This is a genomic window from Micromonospora sp. NPDC047738, from assembly GCF_040642675.1.
Classification (GTDB): Bacteria; Actinomycetota; Actinomycetes; order Mycobacteriales; family Micromonosporaceae; genus Micromonospora.
Map to the genome: position 1 here is coordinate 411,250 of NZ_JBEYSO010000003.1, position 17,700 is coordinate 428,949.

The following is a 17,700-nucleotide window of genomic DNA, read 5'->3' on the forward strand; positions in this document are numbered from 1 at the left end:
GGAGGGGTGGCCATGACGAGTCAGGTGCGCGGTGTCCAATTGGCTCGGCTCCTCGGCCAGTGGCATGCGCTGCCCGGCCGCCGACGCAGCCCCGACTACGCCGCACTCGCCGCCGCGGTCCGCGGCCTGCTCGCCGACGGCCGGCTCCCCCTGGGGGTACGCCTGCCCGCCGAGCGGGAGCTGGCGGAGGCGCTGCGGATCAGCCGTACCACGGTCACCGCCGCCTACCGGGAGCTGCGCGAGAGCGGCCACCTGGCCAGCCGGCGCGGGGCCGGCAGCTGGACCATGCTGCCCGGTACCCACCGGGTGGCCAGCACCGGGCTGTGGACCCCGCTGGACGACCGGGACATGATCGACCTCGGGGTGGCCGCGCTCGCCGCCCCGCCGCAGCTCGTCCCGGCCGCCCGGGCGGCCACCGAGGACCTGCCCCACTACCTGGGCGGGGCCGGCTACCACCCGACCGGCATCATCGAGCTGCGCGAGGCGGTGGCTCGGGCGTACACCGAGCGGGGGCTGCCGACCAGCCCGGAGCAGATCATGGTCACCAGCGGCACCCAGCACGCGCTGGACCTGGTGCTGCGGCTGGCCCTGTCGCCCGGGGGCGGGGTGCTGGTGGAGTCCCCGACCTACCCCAACGCGCTCGCCGCGCTGTCGGCCCGCCGGGCCCGGATCAGCACCCACGGCCTCGCCATGGACGACCTCGGCTGGGACGCCGACCTGCTGCTGGGCAGCATCCGGCAGGCCCGGCCGAAGCTGGCGTACCTGATCCCCGAGTTCCAGAACCCGACCGGCCACCTGATGGCGACCGAGTTGCGCGAGCGGCTGGTCGCCGCCGCCCACGCCGCCGGGACCGACCTGGTGATCGACGAGTCCTTCGTGGACCTGCCGCTGGACGGCACCCCGCTGCCGCCACCGGTCGCCACCTTCGACCGGCACTCCCGGGTGATCAGCATCGGCGGGATGAGCAAGCCGTACTGGGGTGGCCTGCGGATCGGCTGGGTCCGGGCGTCCGCGCCGCAGGTGCAGCGGCTGGCCGCCGCCCGGGTCGGCGTCGACATGGCCAGCCCGGTCCTCGACCAGCTCGTCGCGGTGCACCTGCTCGCCGAAGCGGCGACCATCGTGGCCGCGCGGCGGGCGCAGCTCGCCGCCCAACGGGACGCGCTGGTCGGCGCGCTGGCCGAGCGGCTGCCCGACTGGCGGGTCAGCGTGCCGCGCGGCGGCGTGACGCTCTGGGTCGAGCTGGACGGCCCGGTCTCCAGCGCCCTGGCCCGGGCCGCCGAGGAGGTCGGCGTACGCCTGGCGCCCGGACCCCGGTTCGGCCTGGACGGCACCCTCGAGCGGTTCCTGCGGCTGCCGTTCACGCTGCCCGCCGCCGACCTGGTGGAGGCCGTCGGCCGGCTCGCCGCGGTCCGCTACGACCTCGACCGGACCGGCCGCCCGCAGTGGCGGGAGCCGTCCGTCATCGCCTGAGCCGGGCGGGCTTGCCGGATGCCCCGCGCGGGGCACCGCCGCCGGGCAGACTCAAGCGATGGCCAGCGGTAGGTCGAGGGGACTGTCCGATCGGTTCCAGATGGTCGCCGAGAGCGGCGGGGTGACCCGGCTGGAACTCTTCCTCGACCTGGTTTTCGTCTACGCCTTCCTCAACGTGACCAGCGTGGCCGCTGCCCATCCCGACCTCTTCGGGATCGTGCGCGGTCTGCTGCTGCTCGCGCTGCTGTGGTGGTGCTGGGTCTCCTACGCCTGGCTCAGCAACTCCATCCGGTTGGACCGGGGGATCATGCCGATGGTCGCCTTCGGCCTCATCGCGATCATCTTCGTGGTGGGCGTGGCGATTCAGGAGGCATTCGTCGACCGGCCCGGTGGGCTGCCCGGCCCGCTCATCTTCGTGCTGGGCTACCTCGCCGCGCGGGCCGGCGCCCTGGCGGTCGCGATGATCTGCGCCCGGTCCGACCCGGTCTCCCGGCAGCGGGTCCGGCGCGGCTGGCTGCCCCTGTTCGGTGCCGCCCCGCTGCTGCTGCTCGCGGCGCTGCTGGCCAGCCGGTTGATCGATGTCGAGATCCATCCGTGGGCCCGCCTGGGGCTGGTGCTCCTGGCGATCCTCATCGAGTACCGCGGTGGGATCCTCACCGGCGCGGTCGGTGGGCGCGACATCCCGGTACGACACTGGGTCGAGCGGCATTCCCTGATCGTCATGGTGGCGTTCGGCGAGACCATCATCTCCGTCGGGGTCAGCCGGGGCATCGGCTCCACCGCACCGATCACCTGGCCGCTGGTCGCCGCCATCCTGCTCAGCATGAGCGTCGTGGGCGTGCTCTGGTGGACCTACTTCGACCTCGCCCGGTTCGCCGCCGAACTCGCCCTTGAGCGGGTGTCCGGGGCGGCCCGGATACGGCTGGCGCGGAACGCGTACAGCTTCCTGCACCTGCCGATGATCGGCGGTCTGATCCTGCTCTCGCTCGGCCTCGAGAAGGCGGTGGGGGCCGTCGGCGAACCGGCGCCGCTGCCCGCGCTGTCCCTGCTCGCACTGTATGGCGGCGTGATCCTCTACCTGGTCGGGCTGCTCGCCTTCGAAGGGCGCACGATGCACATCGTGGGCCGGGGGCCGCTACTCGGCCTCGTCCTGCTCGCCCTCGGCATACCGGTGGCGGCCCAGGTGCCGGCGCTGGCCGCGCTCGCGATTCTCGCCGGCCTGGTGGCCGTGCTCGTGCTCGCCGACCGTACCGTCTTCCGGGACCGGCACCAGGTCCTGCACCGCGCGATCCAGCCCGCCGTCCAGCGGGCCGTCGGTGTCGCCCCGAAGGAACTCTTCTTCGATCTGGTCTTCGTCTACGCGTTCATCCAGGTCACCAGCCTGATGGCCGCCGATCCGACCTGGCACGGGCTGGTCCGCGGGCTGGCGGTGCTGGCCGTACTCTGGTGGGCCTGGAACGTGTTCGCGTGGCTGTCCACCGCGCTGCGCACCGACGAGCCGGGAGCTCGCCTGGTTTACGTCGCCGTCGCGGCGAACATCCTCATCATCGCGATCGCGATCCCGGTGGCGTTCTACGACCCGTCGCCGATCGGGCTGTATGGGCCGCTGATTTTCGCGACCTGCTACGGCGTCGTCCGGCTGCTGCACCTGGGCTCGTTCTGGGTGGTCGCGCGCGGCAATCCCGGCTTACGCCGCCAACTGCTGCTGCTCGCCCTCGCGGCCGGGCTGGCGACGCTCCTGCTGCTGAGCGCCGCGCTGCTGCCCGAACTGGTCGGCGCGCGGGGACCCTACAGCCCGCTGCGGATCGCCCTGTGGCTGGCCGCCATCGCCGTCGACTACGGCAGTCGGTACCTGGTGAAGGTCAGTCAGTGGCGGATCAGTTCGGCCAGTCACTGGGCGGAGCGCTACGGCCTGATCGTCATCGTCGCGCTCGGCGAGGCGATCATCGCCACCGGACGTGCGGTCGCCGACCAACCGATTTCCGGGCTGGTGGTCATCGGGGCGATCCTCGGCACGGCGCTGGTAGGGACGCTGTGGTGGACGTACTTCGACATCGACGCCATCGCCGGGGAACGCGCCGTGGAGACCGCCGCGGGGGGTGACCGCAGCCGGCTGGCCGCCGACGCGTACACCTTTCTGCACCTGATCATGGTGGCCGGCATCGTGCTGGTCGCGCTCGGTCTGGGCCAGACGCTCGCGCTGGCGCACCGCAGGCCCGGGCTGGCCGCGGGGTTGCCCACCCTGGCCCACCTCGCCCTCTACGGCGGGGTGATCCTCTATCTGATCGGCGATCAGGCCTTCTGGTGGCGGACGCAGCACCGCATCCGGTGGATCCGCGGCATCACGACCCTGGTGTTCGTCGCGCTGGTCCCGCTGGCCGCTCCGTGGGCCGGGCTGGTGGGCCTCGCGGTCCTGGTCGCCGTCGCCATCATCTTCTTGATCGTCGAAGCGGTGCGTACGGCGCAGCTCAGACGGGTGCTGCGCGAACCGCTGGTCCCCGAGGCAGGCCCGTAGCGGGTGCCGCTGACCGCCCCGCATCCGGTCAGGACGGCGGGCGCAGGATCGCCGCCGGCACCGGCCAGCCTGCCCGGATCGCGCTCGGTGGGCCGCATCGGCTGCGACACTGCGCGAGTGAGGAACAGCGGCGGCACCCGGCGGGCGAGCGTGGTCCGGCTCGGCGCGCCGGGGTCCCGGGTGACGCGGCTGGAGCTCTTCTTCGACCTCGTCTTCGTCTTCGCGTTCCTCACCGTCACCGGCCTGACCGCGAGCCAGCCCAGCTGGGTCAACCTGTTCCATGCCCTGCTCGTGCTGGCGCTGCTCTGGTGGTGCTGGCAAGGTTTCGCCGGCCTCGGCAACCTGGTCCGGGCCGACCAGGGCGTGCTGCCGGTGGTCGGCTTCGTCATCGGGGCCGCCACCTTCCTGCTGGTGCTGAGCATTCCGGGCGCGTTCGTGGACCAGCCCGGCGGACTCAACGGCCCGCTCGTCTTCGCGGTCTGCTACTTCCTGGTCCGCGGCCCGCAGCTCGCGGTCTTCGGCTGGGTGGCCCGGTCCGATCCGGCCCAGTTCCGGCTCTGGCTGCGGCTCGCCGCCCTGCCGGTGGCCGCCACGGTGCTGCTGGTCGCCGCCGGGCAGGTGCCGCCCCGGGTCACCTCCGGAGCCCTGGCGGCCGCCATCCAGCTCAGCCTGTGGACGGCAGCGGTGCTGGTGGAGTACGTGGCGGGCATCATCCTCGGCGGCTCGTACTGGGTGGTGACCTCGGCCGGGCACTGGGCGGAGCGGCACGCCCTGATGGTCCTGCTCGCGCTCGGCGAGTCGATCATCGCGCTCGGGCTAGGTCCGAAGGCGATCAGCGCGCTGCCGCTGACCGGGCCGGTGATGACCGCCGCGGTGCTCGGCGTCGCGATCGCCGCGGTGCTCTGGTGGGCGTACTTCGACACCCTCGCCCCCGGGGTCGAGCAGCGGCTGCACGCGGCCCGGGAGCCGGCCGCCCGGGCCCGGCTGGCCCGCAACGCGTACACCTACCTGCACCTGCCGATGGTCGCCGGGATCATCTTCTTCGCCCTCGGGCTCAAGGACCTGCTCGCCGAGTCGGCCTCGTCCAGCACACCGTCCTGGGGGGAGCCGCTCGGCGCCTTCTGGGTGACGGTCCTCTACGGCGGGGTCGCCGTCTACCTGCTCAGCCTCGCGGCCTGCGCGTTGCTGGTGCTGCACGCCGTGCGCTGGCCGTTGCTGGGTGCCGCGGTGGTGATCGTGGCGGTGGCCCCGGCGGCGGCCGGGCTGCCGGAACTGGTGGCGGTGGTGCTGCTGGCGGTGCTCTGCGTGGCCGCCATCGTCGCCGAGACGCTGCGCGAGGACGGTCGGCGGCGCCAGATCCGGCAGCTCGCGCTGGAGGAGCAGATCGCCGTCGAGATGGAGCAGACCCGGTGGCGCCAGCACCACCTGTGACCGCGGTCGACGACCGCCGGAAGGACCGGCGGCCGTGCCCCGGGACGGTGGGGCACGGCCGCCGGACGGTACGGATCCGCCGCTACAGCTCGGCGAGGGTGCCCGCGTACATCTTCTCGATCTCGGCGGCGAAGTTGCTCTCCACGCCCCGGCGCTTGATCTTCAGCGACGGGGTGACCTCACCGTCCTCGATGGTGAGGTCACGGGGGAGGATGGTCACCTTCTTGATCGTCTCCCAGCGGTTCAGCTTGGCGTTCAGCTCCGCCACGTAGCCGTCGACCATCGCCTGGGCCTCTGGCGAGGTGACTATCCCGGTGTAGTCGCGACCCTCCAGCGGGCCGCCGGCCGCCCAGCCCTTGATCGCGTCCGGGTCGAGGGTGACCAGCATGGTGCAGTAGTTGCGCGCCTGCCCGATCACCACGGCCTGCGAGGTGTACGGGCAGATGGCCTTGAACATGCCCTCGATGTGCGACGGTGCGATGTACTTCCCGCCCGAGGTCTTGACCAGGTCCTTCTTCCGGTCGGTGATCCGCAGGTAGCCGTCGTCGTCCAGGCTGCCGATGTCCCCCGTGCGGAAGAAGCCGTCCTCGGTGAACGCGGCGGCGGTCTCTTCGGGCAGGTTGTGGTAGCCGCGCATCACCGGCCGGCCGCGGACCAGGATCTCGCCGTCGCTGTCGATCCGGCACTCCAGGTCGCCCATCGCCTTGCCGACGGTGCCGATACGCAGCCCGCCCGGCGGGTTGACGAAGTTGCCGGCGCTGGTCTCGGTGAGGCCGTACCCCTCGGATATGGGCAGGTTGGCGGCGGCGAAGAAGGTGCCGATCTCCTTGCTCAGTGGGGCCGCGCCGGAGACGAGCACCCGGATCCGGCCGCCGAGCCGGGCCTGGAGCTTGCTGAAGACCAGTTTCTCGGCCACCGCGTACCTCAGCTTCAGGCCGAGGGGGAGCGGCTTGCCGGCCTGCTCCAGTGCGACCTTCTCCTTGCCCACCGCGACGCCCCAGGCGAAGATCTTCGCCTTCGCGCCCCCGGCGTCCTGGGCCGTGGTGACCACCTTGTTGTAGACCTTCTCGAAGACCCGGGGCGCGCCGCACATCAGCGTCGGCCGGACCACCCCGAGCAGCTCGACCAGCTTCTCCACCCGCCCGTCGACGTACGTGGGCAGGCCGACGTGGGTGACGCCGCAGAGCAGCGTCTTGCCGAAGGAGTGCGACAGCGGCAGCCAGAGGTACTGGAGGTCGTCGAAGTGCAGCAGCCCCAGCTCGGCCTGCGCGACTCCCTCCCAGCACCAGCCCCCGTGCAGCAGCTCGACGCCCTTGGGCCGGCCGGTGGTGCCGGAGGTGTAGATGAGGGTGGCCAGGTGGTCCGGGCCGATGCCGGCGACCAGCATGTCGATCAGGTCCGGCTCGTTCTCCAGTGCCCGGGCTCCCCGCGCCTCCAGTTCGGCCAGGGTGAGTTGCGGGACCGCCGCGGCCGGGTCGGGCTCGCCGTCGAAGAGCACCACGTGGGTCAGCGCCGGCAACTCCGCGCCGGCGACCTTCGCGGCCTGGGTCGGGTTCTCGGCGAAGAGGATCCGCGACCCGGAGTCGGAGATGATGTAGGTGGCGTCCTCCGGCTCGGTGGTCGGGTAGACGGTGGTGGTGGCCCCGCCCGCGCACATGATGCCGAAGTCGGCGATCACCCATTCGAGCCGGGTGTTCGCCAGGATCGCCACCGGGTCCTCCAGGCCGACGCCGAGCCCGTGCAGCCCGGCCGCGACCGCCTTGGCGCGCCGCCCGACCTGCTCCCAGCTCAGCCACACCGGCCCCGAGTCGTCGGCGGCGGGGTGGGCGAACGCGGGACTGGCCGGGGTGGCCGCCACGCGTTTGAGGAACATGTCGGGGATGGAACGGTACGGTACATCGAGAGCCATCGCTGAAGCCGCCTTCAGGGTGGAGGGACGTGACGGAGGTCACGCCATTCTGCGGTTACCGAAGAGTATTGCCTCCACCGGGGCGGCGGCTAGCCCTGGTGCCAGCGGCGAGCGGCGTCCCCGGGCGGGGACCGGCCCGGTCAGGCGTACCGGGACACGGCGAGCGACCAGTCGTAGGTGGCCCGGATCCAGTTCCGCCGGGTGGTCAGGAAGGCCAGGACCGCCTCGTCGCCCCCCGTGGCCAGCGCCGACTCCCGTTCCCCGTACGCCGCCAGCGCCGCGTTGAACCGGGCGGCCGCCGCGCGCAGCGCCGACTCCTCGTCCTGCTCGGTCTCGCCGGCGATCGTGGTGACCAGGTTGTGGCCGTCCGGCGCGCTGCTGCGCTCCTTGCCGTAGGAGAAGAGGTCGTTGCACCAGCAGACCAGATCGGCGGCGAGGTCGTCCACGGCGGCCAGCGCCGGATCCGCCCGCCGCCCCGGCTCCGGCACCGCGTCGTACGCCAGGTCGGTGAGGGTGAAGCTGGGCCGGGCCCCGCCGGTGTGCCGGCGCATCTGCACGTACTCGGCCACCCCGGGCACCCGCCGGTGCTCCCGGTTGGCCGCCTCCCAGAGCAGCGCCAGCAGGTACTCCCGCAACTGGCTGACCAGCCGCAGCAGCAGGGCCGGCCGCTGCCGGGCGCGCGCCCGCCGGCACAGGTCGTGCAGCGCGACGCCGAGCGGCCCGGCCCCGACCGGCGCCGGCGCGTCCGGGTCGCCCTGCCGGTCGAGCACCTCCAGCAGGCCCGCCACGGTGGGCGCGAGCCGGGTCGGGCTGGCGCCCAGGCCGTCCTCGTCGCAGGCGTCGTCCATCACGAACAGCCAGGAGATCAGGTCGGTGAGCAGGCGCAGCCGGTCCAGCGGCCCACCCGGGTAGGCCCGGCCGGCCAGTTCCGCCGGGTTGGCACCGGCCAGCCGGCGCAGCCCGGCCGGATCGTCGATCAGGCCCAGCTCGCGTACCCAGCAGGCGCTCTCCCCGGCGGCCAGTTCGACAGCGGGGTGCCGGCGCGCCGGGAAGGGGGGTTCGCGCAGTGCCGAGACCGCGAAGCTCCGCATCCGTCCCCCTGTCCCGCCGCCCTCGGTAGTGGGGCGGTGGCCGAGAGCGTACGACAGGAATGATCAGCCGTGGTGGTCGGGTCGTGGGCGGTTTCACCTCTCGTGGTGACCGTTTCCGCCCATCCGTCAGAAGCCCAGGCTGGCCGCCCGCAACCGTTCGGCCGGCGCGGACGGGCCGTCCACCTGCACCCGCGCCACCCGCTGCCGGCCGGAGAGGAAGAGCACCAGCTCGCCGGGCGCGCCCACCACCCGCAGCCGGTCGCCGCCCCGGCCGACGGTGCGCTCGCCGAACCCCGGCGCCTGGACCAGCAGGTCCGCCGGGAAGCGGCGCAGCGCCAACCGGGCCATCCCCGCGGCCCGCTTCCAGAGCACCGCCTGGAACCCCGCCGGCAGGTCCCGCGGCAGCCACCCCGGCTGCGCCCGGCGGACGTCCTCGTGGTGGATGAAGAACTCCAGGGTGTTGACCAACTCGTCGGTGAGCGGGTTGCTGACCGGGCTCCACACCGGCGGGCGGCGCACCCGCGCCACCAGCTCCGCGTACGGCCCCGCGGCCGTGCGCCGGCGGACCGCCTCACCGTACCGGCGCAGCGGCCGCAGCAGGATGCCGGCGGCGGCGTCCGGCCGGCGCTCGCGCACCGTCAGGTGCGCCGCGAGGTCGCGGGTGCGCCACCCCTCGTCGATCGTCGGCGCGTCCGGTCCCAGGTCCAGCAGCAGATCGGCGAGCGCCTCGCGCTCCGATCGGGCGTACCGCGGCATGGCCCGATCGTAGGCCGGTGGCGGCCCGGCCACCGGGACGGCACGGCCGGCGGCGCCGCGCCGGCGGCCACCCGTCGGGCGCGGCGCCACGAATCGCCCTGGTCAGGGTGGCCGGTGCGGGAAGGTGACGTCGGACATACGCCCTCCGGGTCGGCGGATCTGGCACCGAGCGGTAAGGATGAGGGAGAAAATTGCGGCTTACGGCGGGGGAGAGCGTGGCGAGCGGGACAAGTCGGGACGTGCTCGGCAGGGGACTGCGGGTACTCGGCCGGGCCATCCGGGAACAACCCCGGATCTTCGCGGTCGCGGTGGCCGGCAGCGTGCTCTTCGGCCTCATGGTGATCGCCAGCGCGTACGTCGTCGGCGGGGTGGTCGGCAAGGTGGTGGTCCCGGCCGTCGCCCGCGGCTCGGTGGCCGGTGGCGTCCTCGCGCTGGCCGCGGCCGCGCTGTTCGGGATCAGCGTACTGCGGGTGGTCGGCATCTTCGGCCGCCGGCTCGGCGCCGGCTACATGCAGTACCGGCTCCAGGCCGCCTACCGCCGCCGGGTCACCCGCCGCTACCTCGACCTGCCGCTGGCCTGGCACCACCGTAACGCCACCGGCACCCTGCTCTCCAACGCCAACTCCGACGTCGAGGCGGCCTGGTATCCGATCGCGCCGCTGCCGTTCGCGGTCGGCACCCTGGTGATGCTGGTCGGCGCCGTGGTCTCGCTGTTCCTCACCGACTGGGCGCTCGCCCTGGTCGGCCTCGCCGTCTTCCCGGCGCTGTTCGCCCTCAACGTGGTCTACTCCCGCCGGATGGCCCCCCGCCAGGCCCGCGCCCAGCGGCTGCGCGCCGAGGTCAGCGGCATCGCGCACGAGAGCTTCGACGGCGCGCTGGTGGTCAAGACGATGGGTCGCGAGGCGCAGGAGACGGACCGGTTCGCCGCCCGCGCCGGGGAGCTGCGTGACGCGCTGATCTCCGTCGGCAAGCTGCGTGGCGTCTTCGACCCGATGCTGGAGACCCTGCCCAGCCTCGGCACCCTGGCCGTACTGGTGGTCGGCGCGGTCCGGCTCCGGCAGGGCGCGATCGACGTGACTGAGCTGGTGAGCGTCGCCTTCCTGTTCACCGTGCTGGCCTTCCCGGTCCGGGCCATCGGCTGGGTGTTGGCCGAGCTGCCGCGCAGCGTCGCCGGCTGGGACCGGGTGCGCCGGGTCCTCGACGCCACCGGCGAGATGCCGTACGGCGAGGCGACGCTCGACCCGGCCACGCCCACGCCGGCCACCCTCGCCTTCCGTGACGTCCACTTCGGCTACGAGCCGGCCGAGGCGCACCTGCCCGGCGCGGAGGTGCTCGGCGCGGTCTCCTTCACCGTGCCGGCGGGGAAGACCGTCGCCCTGGTCGGGCCCACCGGGGCCGGCAAGTCCACCATCGCCTCGCTCGCCGTCCGGCTGGTCGACCCGGGCACCGGCACGGTCACCCTGGACGGCGTCGACGTCCGCGACCTCACGGCGGCCTCGCTCGCCGCGAACGTGGCCCTGGTCGCCCAGGTCCCGTTCGTCTTCGACGACACCGTCCGGGCCAACATCGCCCTGGACCGGCCTGGCGTCGGTGACGAGGAGGTCTGGGCGGCGCTGCGGCTCGCCGAGGCGGACGGCTTCGTCGCCGCGCTCCCCGACGGGCTGGACACCATGGTCGGCGAGCGGGGCACCTCGCTCTCTGGCGGCCAGCGGCAGCGCCTCACCCTGGCCCGGGCACTCGCCGGCCGGCCGCGGCTGCTGGTGCTCGACGACGCCACCAGCGCCGTCGACCCCCGGGTGGAGGCGGCCATCCTGGCCGGGCTGCGCACCCCGGCCGACGGCGGGGCACCCGCGTCGATCCTGGTGGTCGCGTACCGCCGGGCCACCATCGCGCTCGCGGACGAGGTGATCTACGTCGAGCACGGGCGGGTGCTCGCCCGCGGCACGCACACCGAGCTGCTCGCCACCGTGCCCGGCTACGCCGACCTGGTCACCGCGTACGAGCAGGCCGAGCAGGAACGCGAGCAGCCCCGCCCGTACGACGAGGTCACCCCGCTGACCTCCGGCCTGGAAGTCGAGGTTGACCGGTGAGCACGACTGTGGAGGCGGATCGGCCGGCCGAGGCGCCCGAGTCGACCTGGCGGACGCTGCGGCGCGGACTCGCGCTCTCCCCGGAGCTGAAGACTGGGTTGGCCGGCACGCTCGGGCTGGCGCTGGTCTACATGATCGGCCGGGTCGCCGTGCCGGTGGCCGTGCAGCGCGGCATCGACCACGGCATCGTCGGTGGCCTCGACCTGGACGTGGTCACGCTGACCGTGGTCGCCACCGCCGCCGTGCTGGTGGTCACCACCGCCTGCGGCTACCTGATGATGCGCCGGCTCTTCACGGTGAGCGAGACCGCCCTCGCCGGGGTGCGTACCCGGGCCTTCCGGCACGTGCACGACCTGTCCATGCTGCACCAGCAGTCCGAGCGGCGGGGCTCGCTGGTCTCGCGGGTCACCAGCGACGTGGACCAGATCACCCAGTTCCTCCAGTGGGGCGGCGTGATCCTGATCGTCAACCTGGGCCAGCTGGCGGTGACCACGGCCGTGATGCTGGCGTACTCCTGGCAGCTCACCCTGGTGGTGCTCGGCGCGTTCGCCCCGGCGGTGCTGGTGATCCGGCTGCTCCAGCGCCGGCTGGCCGCCGCGTACGGCCTGGTCCGCCAGCGGATGGGCACGCTGCTCGGCACCATCGGCGAGAGCGTGGTGGGCGCCCCGGTGATCCGGGCGTACGGGATCGCCGGGCGGACCGCCCGGCGGCTGGACGCGGCGATCGAGGGGCAGCGGCAGGCCCAGCAGCGGGCCATCCGGATCAGCATCATGGGCAGCTCGGTGGGGGAGCTGGCCGCCGGCCTGGCGCTGGCCGGCGTGGTGGTGGTCGGGGTCAACCTCGGGGTGGACCGCACGTTGTCGATCGGCCAGCTCACCGCGTTCCTGTTCCTGGTGACGCTCTTCATCCAGCCGGTGCAGATCGCCACCGAGGTGCTCAACGAGGCGCAGAACGCGATCGCCGGCTGGCGCCGGGTGCTCGACGTGCTGGACGTCGCGCCGGACGTGGCCGACCCCGAGCAGGGGCGGGAGCTGCCGCCCGGCCCGCTGGACATCCGTTTCGCCGGGGTGACGTTCGCCTACCCGGGCGGGCCGCCGGTGTTGCACGGCGTGACCCTGGAGATCCCGGCGAAGAGCCGGGTGGCCGTGGTCGGCGAGACCGGCAGCGGCAAGACCACCTTCGCCAAGCTGCTCACCCGGCTGATGGACCCCACCGAGGGGGAGGTGCTGCTCTCCGGCGTGTCGCTGCGTCAGGTGCGCTTCGACTCGCTGCGCTCCCGGGTGGTGATGGTGCCGCAGGACGGTTTCCTGTTCGACACGACGGTGGGGGAGAACGTCCGCTTCGCCCGCCCCGAGCTGACCGACGCGCAGCTCACCGCCGCCTTCACCGAGCTGGGTCTGGCCGACTGGCTGGACGGGCTGCCGGCCGGGCTGGACACCCCGGTGGGGGAGCGCGGGGAGGCGCTCAGCGTCGGCGAGCGGCAGCTGGTCGCGCTGGCCCGGGCGTACGTCGCCGACCCCGACCTGCTGGTGCTGGACGAGGCGACCAGCGCGGTCGACCCGGCCACCGAGGTGCGCCTCCAGCGCACCCTGGACGCGGTCACCCGGGGCCGGACCACGCTCGCCATCGCGCACCGGCTCTCCACCGCCCAGGCCGCCGACGAGGTGATCGTGGTGGACCGGGGCCGCATCGTCCAACGCGGCCCCCACGACGAACTGGTCAAGGACCCCGATTCCGTCTACGCCCTGCTCTACGCCTCCTGGCTGGAACAAACCCGCTGACCCCGGCCGCTGCCCGCCCTGCCCCGTGTGGATCAAGGAGTTCGCGTCCGGGTCACGCCGTCCGGAGACGCGAACTTCTTGATCAACTTTCCGTGGCTGGGGTGGGCAGCGGGCCGGTGAGGTAGCGCTGGACGGTGGGGCCGATCGTGGCGACCAGGGCCTCCGGGGTGGCGGAGGCGACCGGTTCGAGCCGGATGACGTATCGCATCATGGCCAGGCCGATCATCTGGGTGCCGACCAGCCCGCCGCGCAGCGGCAGCTCGGCCGGGTCGACGTCGAGCTGGTCGAGCACCCGGCGCAGCACCTGGGTGACCAGGAACTCGCGCAGCAGCCGCGCGGTCCACTCGTTGCCGACCGCCGAGCGGAGCAGGGCCACCGCCGCCCCGCCGACCGGGGAGTCCCAGACCGCCAGGAAGGTGCGGACCAGCCGCTCGCCCACGCCGTCCGGGCCGCCGGCCAGCACGGCCGGGAGCAGGTCAGCCGGGTCGATCGGGATCGCCACGGTGGCCCGGAACAGCTCCTCCTTGGTGCCGAAGTAGTGGTGCACCAGGGCCGGGTCCACCTGAGCGGCGGCGGCGATGGCCCGGATGGACGCGCCGTCGAAGCCGCGCTCGGCGAACGCGGTCCGGGCCGCGTCGAGGATCGCCTCCCGCGTGCCCGGGTTGCCCGGTCGCCGTCCGGTACGCCGTGCCATTGCCGCCCTTCGCTCGTTCCGTCATCCCCGTTCGTGGCCCGGTCCCGGCCGGGACCGGGCCACGAACGGCGTCAGCCGCTGCGCCGGCGCAGCGTCGCCGCGGCGAGCACCAGCGCCAGCAGCGCCGCCCCCGCGACGATCGCCACGTCCCGCCACATCGTCGTGGTCGGCTCGGCGTGCGCGCCGACCTCCTGCAACGCCTCGACGGCGTACGACAGGGGCAGCGCGTCGCTGATCGCCTGCAGCCAGCCGGACATCTGCCCCCGGGGCACGAAGAGCCCGCAGAGCAGCAGCTGCGGGGCCACCACCACCGGCATGAACTGCACGGCCTGGAACTCGGTCCGGGCGAAGGCGGAACAGAGCAGCCCGAGCGCGACCGCGAGCACCGCGTTGATCGCGGCGATCATGATCACGAGTGCGCTGCTGCCGGCGGTGCTAAGCCCGAACACCCAGTACGCCACGGCCGAGGCGATGGTGGCCTGCACCACGCCGGCCAGGCCGAACGCGATGCCGTAGCCGAAGAGCAGGTCGAGCTTGCCCAGCGGGGTGGTGAGCAGCCGCTCCAGGGTGCCGGTGGTGCGCTCCCGCAGCATGGCGATGCTGGTCACCAGGAACATGATGATGAACGGGAAGAAGCCCAGCATGATCAGCGCCACCCGGTCGAAGACCGTGGGCTGCCCCGGCGGGTGGGGCTGGTCGACGTACATGAAGTAGACCAGGGTGAGCAGCACGGCCGGCACCACCACGAGCAGCGCGACGGTGCGCCGGTCGTGCCGCAGCTGACGCAGGATGCGCCCGATGGTGGCGGTCAGGATGCGGGGGTTCACGACCGGGCCTCCCTCGTTCGCGACTGCGGGGCTCGCCGCCCCGGTTCCCTCCGCGCCCTCACCGGTCCTCCTCGCGAGATCTGATCAGCCGGAGGAACGCCTCCTCCAGGTCCTGCACACCGGTGGCGGCGCGGACCGCGTCCGGGGTGTCGTCGGCGATCAGCTGACCGTCCCGGATCAGCAGCAGCCGGTCGCAGCGGGCCGCCTCGTCCATCACATGGCTGGACACCAGCAGCGTGGTCCCGGTGGCGGCCATGGCGTGGAACCGGGCCCACAGGTCGGCCCGGAGCACCGGGTCCTGGCCGACGGTGGGCTCGTCGAGGATGACCAGCTCCGGCTCACCGACCAGGGCGCAGGCCAGCGAGGCGCGGCTGCGCTGGCCGCCGGAGAGCGTGCCGACCAGCTGGTCGGCGGCCTCGGCCAGGCCCACGTCGGCCACCGCGCCGTCCGCCTCGGCCCGGCCGCGCCCCTGCAGCGCCGCGAAGTAGCGCGCGTTCTCCCGGACGGTCAGGTCGGCGTAGACGCTGGGCGCCTGGGTGAGGTAGCCGACCCGGTGGCGCAGCTCCGCCGTGCCGGCCGGTCGGCCGAGCACGGTGACCGCGCCCGAGTTGACGGTCTGCACCCCGACGATCGCGCGCATCAGGGTGGTCTTGCCGCTGCCGCTGGGCCCGAGCAGCCCGGTGACCGCGCCGCGCGGCACCGCGCAGGAGATGCCCTGGAGCACCCGCCGCCGGCCCCGGTCGACCACCAGGTCACGGACCACGACCGCGTCGTCCATGCCCGCCTCCAAAACTCATCAGGTGTTGAACTCAACGCTAGTTGAGTTATGCCGCCCGGCGCAACGGTTGACTTCGAGTGCGCTCGAACTGGAAGCCTGGGGTGCGTGGACATCAGCACGCGGGAGATGAGCCTCACCGTGGGTGAGGCGGCGGAGCGGGTCGGCCTGACCACCTACACGCTGCGCTGGTACGAGCAGGAGGGCCTGGTCGCCCCGGTCGGGCGGGACTCCGCAGGCCGTCGGCGCTACACCGAGTCCGACGTCAACTGGCTGCTCCTGCTCACCCGGCTGCGGCGGACCGGGATGCCGGTGCGGGACATGCGCCGCTACGCCGAGCTGGCCCGGCAGGGCGATCGGACGCTCGGCGCCCGGCGGGCGCTGTTCGAGGCGCACCGCGCCCGGGTGCTGGCCCGGATGGCCGAGCTGGAGGAGGACCTCAGGGTGCTCGACTACAAGATCGACGCGTATCGCAGGGCGGAGGAGGAACTGGCATGAGCCGGCGACGAGTGGGCGCGAGCGGACCCGAGGTCTCGGCGATCGGCCTGGGCTGCATGGGCATGAGCTTCGCGTACGGGGGCGCCGACGACGCCGAGTCGACGCGTACTCTGCACCGAGCCGTCGACCTGGGCGTCAACCACCTGGACACCGCCGACATGTACGGCTTCGGGGCGAACGAGCAGCTGCTCGCCCCGGTGGTGCGGGCCCGCCGGGATGAGGTGTTCCTGGCCACCAAGTTCGGCAACCGCACCACCGGCGACAGCTTCGGCGGCACCGGCACGCCCGGCGCGTACGTGGACAGCAGCGCGGCCTGGGCGAAGCAGGCCTGCGACGCCTCGCTGGGCCGGCTCGGGGTGGACACCATCGACCTGTACTACCTGCACCGGCGCGACCCGGCGACGCCGATCGAGGAGACCGTCGGCGCGATGGCGGACCTCGTCCGGGCCGGCAAGGTGCGGCTGATCGGCCTGTCCGAGGTCAGCGAGGCCACCCTGCGCGCCGCCCACGCGGTGCACCCGATCGCCGCCGTGCAGATGGAGTACTCCCTGTTCAGCCGGGACGTCGAGGGGGAGATGCGGGCCACCTGCCGGGAACTGGGCGTGTCCCTGGTGGCGTACTCGCCGGTCGGGCGGGGGCTGCTCACCGGCACGATCACCAGCCGGGAGCAGCTCACCGGCGGCGACTGGCGGGCCGGGGCGCCCCGGTTCGCCGAGGGCAACCTGGACGCCAACCTCAAGCTGGTCGACCAGGTGCGGGCGGTCGCCGACGAGGTCGACGCCACGCCGGCCCAGGTGGCGCTGGCCTGGCTGCTCGCCCAGGGTGACGACATCCTGACCATCCCCGGCACCAAGCGGGTCCGCTACCTCGAGGAGAACGCGGCGGCGGCTGACCTCCGGCTCAGCCCGGAGCAGTTGGCCCGACTCGACGAGGCGGTGCCCCCCGGCGCGGCCGCCGGAGAAAGGTACCCCGAGGCAGCAATGAGATTCATCGGTCGATAGCTATCGCATCGGACATCAAGCCAGCCAGCGGTCATTGCGCCGAAGATCGGACGTCCGGCACCATGTCGCCGTGGGACCCGCTCCGCTGCCCGAGTCCGGATTCCTCGACGACTGGGCCGTCCGCCTTCGGCAGGCCGCCGACCGGCCGGTCGTCGGCATCATGCTGCGCGGCAGTCACGCCCGCCGGGCCGCCACCGAGCACAGCGACGTGGACGTGGACGTGCTGGTCGTGGCCGACGAGGAGTACTCCGGCGACGACCCGGAGCAGCCCACGGCGGGCGCCGCCCTCGTCCCGTACGCGGCACACCAGGCGTATCTGGCCGAGTTCGGCGGTCGCCTCGTGCACGTCTCGGTGGCTGCCCGGGACGTCCGGTCCTGGGTCCGCCGGCTCGGCCAGCCGGCGGACTGGGCGTTCGGGCTGCCGGTCACCGCGCCGGCCCGGCTGATCTGGGCGGTGCCGGAGTGGCGCCGCCGGATCGATCTGCCGGTGCTCTGCCAGCCCGCCGAGGAGCCGCGGCTGGAGGAGTTGATCGCCACCCTCGGCAAGGTCGCCGCCGCCCGGCGGGCCGACGACCCGTTGGGCGTCCGGCTCGCCGCCGCCGACCTGGCCCGGCTCTGCCCGTCCGTGCTGCGGCTGGTCAACCCGTCGGTCCGGGTGGTCTCCCGCCGGGACGCGCTCGCCGCCGCGCTGGACCTGCCGGTCGCCCCGCCCGGCTACCGCGACGACATGCTGCTCTGCCTGGGGCTGCGCCCGGGCGCCGTCGGCGAGCTCAGCGCCGCCGCCGGCCGGTTGGTCAGCGGCATCGTCCCGCTGGTCCGCCCGTACGCCGAGGAGATCGCCGTGACGGCCGGCGCGGACCTG

The 17,700-nt window shown here is 73.5% G+C and carries 13 protein-coding genes and 1 pseudogene; 8 read left to right on the plus strand and 6 right to left on the minus strand.

Going from position 1 to position 17,700, the window contains the following annotated elements:
• Positions 1-12: 12 nt before the first annotated feature.
• The 3 genes from ABZ783_RS08065 (at position 13) to ABZ783_RS08075 (ending at position 5,416) form a co-directional block, all read left to right on the plus strand.
• Entirely contained in the window at positions 13-1,470 is a 1,458-nt protein-coding gene (locus tag ABZ783_RS08065) for a PLP-dependent aminotransferase family protein (RefSeq protein ID WP_357435226.1), read from the plus strand.
• Between the two features lie 58 nt (positions 1,471-1,528).
• Positions 1,529-3,985 (plus strand): low temperature requirement protein A, encoded by a 2,457-nt coding sequence (locus ABZ783_RS08070; RefSeq protein WP_357435227.1) that lies wholly within the window; start codon positions 1,529-1,531, stop codon positions 3,983-3,985.
• A 117-nt stretch (positions 3,986-4,102) separates the two neighbouring features.
• The gene (locus tag ABZ783_RS08075; protein ID WP_357435228.1) at positions 4,103-5,416 is read left to right on the plus strand and encodes a low temperature requirement protein A; all 1,314 of its coding nucleotides are present in this window, start codon (positions 4,103-4,105) and stop codon (positions 5,414-5,416) included.
• Positions 5,417-5,498: 82 nt separating this feature from the next.
• Here the strand turns inward: ABZ783_RS08075 and ABZ783_RS08080 are convergent, their stop codons facing one another.
• The 3 genes from ABZ783_RS08080 to ABZ783_RS08090 form a co-directional block, all read right to left on the minus strand.
• A complete protein-coding gene (locus tag ABZ783_RS08080) occupies positions 5,499-7,325 on the minus strand; it encodes a long-chain fatty acid--CoA ligase (RefSeq protein WP_357435230.1) in 1,827 nt (608 codons plus the stop codon).
• 140 nt (positions 7,326-7,465) lie between these two features.
• The gene (locus ABZ783_RS08085) at positions 7,466-8,416 is read right to left on the minus strand and encodes a terpene synthase (protein ID WP_357435232.1); all 951 of its coding nucleotides are present in this window, start codon (positions 8,414-8,416) and stop codon (positions 7,466-7,468) included.
• 126 nt (positions 8,417-8,542) lie between these two features.
• A complete protein-coding gene (locus ABZ783_RS08090; RefSeq protein WP_357435233.1) occupies positions 8,543-9,172 on the minus strand; it encodes a TIGR03085 family metal-binding protein in 630 nt (209 codons plus the stop codon).
• Between the two features lie 215 nt (positions 9,173-9,387).
• On the opposite strand from ABZ783_RS08090, the gene ABZ783_RS08095 reads away from it, so the two are divergent.
• Positions 9,388-11,262, plus strand: coding sequence for an ABC transporter ATP-binding protein (locus ABZ783_RS08095; protein ID WP_357435235.1), 1,875 nt, complete (start codon positions 9,388-9,390; stop codon positions 11,260-11,262).
• Positions 11,259-13,043 carry an ABC transporter ATP-binding protein gene (locus ABZ783_RS08100; protein WP_357435236.1) on the plus strand — a complete coding sequence of 595 codons (1,785 nt, stop codon included), beginning with the start codon at positions 11,259-11,261 and terminating at the stop codon, positions 13,041-13,043. Before ABZ783_RS08095 ends, ABZ783_RS08100 begins: the two co-directional genes overlap by 4 nt.
• 82 nt (positions 13,044-13,125) lie before the next feature.
• Here ABZ783_RS08100 and ABZ783_RS08105 read toward each other — a convergent pair whose 3' ends face one another.
• The 3 genes from ABZ783_RS08105 to ABZ783_RS08115 all read right to left on the minus strand — a co-directional run bounded on the left by ABZ783_RS08105 (position 13,126) and on the right by ABZ783_RS08115 (position 15,342).
• Positions 13,126-13,737 (minus strand): TetR family transcriptional regulator, encoded by a 612-nt coding sequence (locus tag ABZ783_RS08105; protein ID WP_357435238.1) that lies wholly within the window; start codon positions 13,735-13,737, stop codon positions 13,126-13,128.
• A 71-nt stretch (positions 13,738-13,808) separates the two neighbouring features.
• Complete coding sequence (locus ABZ783_RS08110; protein ID WP_357435239.1) at positions 13,809-14,564, minus strand: ABC transporter permease; 756 nt, start codon at positions 14,562-14,564, stop codon at positions 13,809-13,811.
• Between the two features lie 58 nt (positions 14,565-14,622).
• Entirely contained in the window at positions 14,623-15,342 is a 720-nt protein-coding gene (locus ABZ783_RS08115; protein WP_357435240.1) for an ABC transporter ATP-binding protein, read from the minus strand.
• 105 nt (positions 15,343-15,447) lie between these two features.
• On the opposite strand from ABZ783_RS08115, the gene ABZ783_RS08120 reads away from it, so the two are divergent.
• From ABZ783_RS08120 to ABZ783_RS08130, 3 genes and pseudogenes are all read left to right on the plus strand, one after another.
• Entirely contained in the window at positions 15,448-15,837 is a 390-nt protein-coding gene (locus tag ABZ783_RS08120; protein ID WP_357435242.1) for a MerR family transcriptional regulator, read from the plus strand.
• The gene (locus tag ABZ783_RS08125) at positions 15,834-16,838 is read left to right on the plus strand and encodes an aldo/keto reductase (RefSeq protein WP_357435244.1); all 1,005 of its coding nucleotides are present in this window, start codon (positions 15,834-15,836) and stop codon (positions 16,836-16,838) included. The genes ABZ783_RS08120 and ABZ783_RS08125 overlap by 4 nt, the downstream gene beginning before the upstream one ends.
• Before the next feature lie 160 nt (positions 16,839-16,998).
• A pseudogene (locus ABZ783_RS08130) lies at positions 16,999-17,649 on the plus strand (phosphoribosyl-AMP cyclohydrolase); the annotation flags it as partial.
• Positions 17,650-17,700 lie beyond the last annotated feature (51 nt).

What these genes read in the sequence shown, in the direction of transcription:
- ABZ783_RS08090 (WP_357435233.1), bottom strand. Translation starts at nt 9,172, where the DNA reads ATGCCGCGGTACGCCCGATCGGAGCGCGAGGCGCTCGCCGATCTGCTG.
- ABZ783_RS08105 (WP_357435238.1), bottom strand. Translation starts at nt 13,737, where the DNA reads ATGGCACGGCGTACCGGACGGCGACCGGGCAACCCGGGCACGCGGGAG.
- ABZ783_RS08115 (WP_357435240.1), bottom strand. Translation starts at nt 15,342, where the DNA reads ATGGACGACGCGGTCGTGGTCCGTGACCTGGTGGTCGACCGGGGCCGG.
- ABZ783_RS08065 (WP_357435226.1), top strand. Translation starts at nt 13, where the DNA reads ATGACGAGTCAGGTGCGCGGTGTCCAATTGGCTCGGCTCCTCGGCCAG.
- ABZ783_RS08070 (WP_357435227.1), top strand. Translation starts at nt 1,529, where the DNA reads ATGGCCAGCGGTAGGTCGAGGGGACTGTCCGATCGGTTCCAGATGGTC.
- ABZ783_RS08125 (WP_357435244.1), top strand. Translation starts at nt 15,834, where the DNA reads ATGAGCCGGCGACGAGTGGGCGCGAGCGGACCCGAGGTCTCGGCGATC.
- ABZ783_RS08080 (WP_357435230.1), bottom strand. Translation starts at nt 7,325, where the DNA reads ATGGCTCTCGATGTACCGTACCGTTCCATCCCCGACATGTTCCTCAAA.
- ABZ783_RS08085 (WP_357435232.1), bottom strand. Translation starts at nt 8,416, where the DNA reads ATGCGGAGCTTCGCGGTCTCGGCACTGCGCGAACCCCCCTTCCCGGCG.